The organism is Devosia insulae DS-56 (assembly GCF_000970465.2).
Taxonomy (GTDB): Bacteria; Pseudomonadota; Alphaproteobacteria; order Rhizobiales; family Devosiaceae; genus Devosia_A; species Devosia_A insulae.
In genome coordinates, this window is record NZ_LAJE02000007.1 from 1 (window position 1) to 2,497 (window position 2,497).

2 protein-coding genes are annotated in these 2,497 nt (G+C 66.3%); both read left to right on the forward strand.

Features of this window, described 5'->3' with window-relative positions; translation table 11 throughout:
- Positions 1-99 precede the first annotated feature (99 nt).
- Positions 100-1,233 carry a multicopper oxidase domain-containing protein gene (locus VW23_RS00320; RefSeq protein WP_244513306.1) on the forward strand — a complete coding sequence of 378 codons (1,134 nt, stop codon included), beginning with the start codon at positions 100-102 and terminating at the stop codon, positions 1,231-1,233.
- 1 nt (position 1,234) lies between these two features.
- Positions 1,235-2,431 carry a ZIP family metal transporter gene (locus VW23_RS00325; RefSeq protein WP_069907613.1) on the forward strand — a complete coding sequence of 399 codons (1,197 nt, stop codon included), beginning with the start codon at positions 1,235-1,237 and terminating at the stop codon, positions 2,429-2,431.
- The last annotated feature ends 66 nt before the right edge of the window (positions 2,432-2,497 follow it).

Sequence of the window (2,497 nt, forward strand, 5' to 3'; positions counted from 1 at the left end):
ACCTTCAGCTCACCCGCATCCTGCAAATGATACGCACTTGCAGCGATCTAGCGTTCTGCTAGCATTGCGAATGCGAACCATTCGCAAGTGGAGGACGATGTGTCGTTGGAGGCGGTGCGGCGGCGGGATTTCCTGCGGGCGGGACTGGTTGCTGCAGGCGGAACGGCGATCGCGCTGAACGAAGCGCTGGGGCAGGAGGGACATAGCGGACACGCCGGGACCACTGCTCCTGCGGAAGCGGCGACGCCAGCGGCCGAGACCGCAGCCCCCTATGGCGGAGCCCATTCGGCGCATGGCGACATGCTGACGGTGGGTGCGGTCGACGAGGCGGCCAATGGCTTCACCACGGCGCAACTGCTGACCGAGTGGGAGACCGGAACGGTTTCGACGCTGCCTGACGGGCGGGTGCTGCGCAGCTTCGTCGTCGAGGCGGTGGACAAGGAAATCGAGATCGAGCCGGGGGTGAAGTTTCCGGCCTGGACCTATAATGGGCGGGTCCCTGGCCCGGCGCTCCGGGCCAGGGAGGGCGAGCGGCTGCAGATCACCTTCCGCAATTTCGGCTCGCACCCGCACTCCATGCACTTTCACGGCATCCATGCGGCACGGATGGATGGGGTGCCGGGGGCAGGGTTGATCAACCCGGGCGAGAGCTTCGTCTACGAGTTCGACGCCTTTCCGTTCGGCTGTCATCTCTACCATTGCCACGCGCTGCCGCTCAGGCGGCACATGCATAAGGGGATGTATGGCGCGTTCGTCATCGACCCCGATCCGGCGCTGCATCCGGAGGCGGCGGAGCTGGCCAACGGGCGGCTGCTGGGGACGCCCGAAAACGCACGCTGGCAGGAGCTCATCATGGTGATGAACGCCTTCGACACCAATTTCGACAGTGAGAACGAGTTCTACGCGGTCAACTCGATCGCCCACGCCTATGCCAAGGCGCCGATCCGTATCGAGAAGAGCCGGCCGGTACGGATCTATCTGATCAACGTGACCGAGTTCGATCCGATCAACTCCTTCCACCTGCACGCGAACTTCTTCGACTATTACGATACCGGTACGAACCTTTCGCCGACGCTGAAGACCGTCGACCTGATCATGCAGTGCCAGGCGCAGCGCGGCATCCTCGAGTTCAGTTACGCACGACACGAGCCGGGCCTCTACATGTTCCACGCGCACCAGAGCGAGTTCACCGAGCTCGGCTGGATGGGCATGTTCGACGTGGTGGAGGCATGAAATGAGCGACATTGCCGAGACCTCTGATGTCGAGCGGAAACTGTCGGGTTGGGTGCGGTTGCTCTGGGTGCTGCTGCCGCTGGCGGTGCTGGCCGCGGCACTCGCATGGGTGTTTGCCGTCAATCCGCTGCGCAACCTCGATATCGGCGCGCCGCCGGTCGAGGGGCTGACCATCGAACGGACGGTGCTCGACAGTGCCGGGCTCAGGATGGAGGTGCGGGCCGGCGGCTCGACCGACATGCGGATCGCGCAGGTGCAGGTGGACGATGCCTATTGGCTGTTCACCCAGGAACCCGCCGGGCCGTTGCCGCGCGGCGCGACAGCCTGGATTTCGATCGCCTATCCGTGGGTGCTGGGCGAGGCGCATGCGGTGCGGTTCGTCACCGATACCGGGGCGACATTCGGCCATGAGATCGCCGTCGCCGTGCCGACACCGCAGCCGACCGAGGCGGCGCTCGGCGGGCAGGCGATCATCGGGCTGATCGTCGGGCTGCTGCCGGTCACCGTCGGGCTGATGTTCTATCCGGCGCTTCGCGGCATCGGCCGCGAGGGGATGAATTTCCTGCTGGCGCTGACGGTGGGGCTATTGGCGTTCCTCTTCGTCGATATGAGCGGCGAAGCGCTTGAACTGGCCGGCGAGGCGGCGGCGATGTTCCAGGGGTCGGTGCTGGTGGTGCTGGCGGCGGCGGCGAGCTTCCTGTTGCTGATGGCGGTGGGACGCTGGCGCGGCGTGCCGGGCGGGCTGCAGCTTGCCGGGTTCATTGCGCTGGGGATCGGGCTGCACAACTTTGGCGAGGGGCTGGCGATCGGCGCGGCCTTCGCCTCGGGGGCGGCCGGGCTGGGGCTGTTCCTGATCGCCGGGTTCGCGCTGCACAACGTCACCGAGGGCATTGGCATCGCCGCCCCCATCCTCAAACAGAAAGTGCCGCTCTGGGCCTTTGCCGGGCTGGCCATGCTGGCCGGCGGGCCAGCGGTGGTCGGGCTGTGGATCGGCAGCCTTGCCACGGCGCCTCAATGGACGGCGCTGGCGCTGGGCGTCGGGGCCGGTGCCATCCTGCAGGTAATCGTCGAAGTCGGCGCCTACCTCGTGCGCAGCAATGCCGGCAAGGCCGGAACCTGGTTCACCCCGGTGGTGATCGCCGGGCTGATCGCCGGCGGCGTGGTGATGTACGTCACCGGGGCGGTGGTGAAGATTTAGCGATGCACCGATCTCTCAGTCGTCGCTTCCCTCCCCCTTGAGGGGAGGGATTGAGGGAGGGGGTGG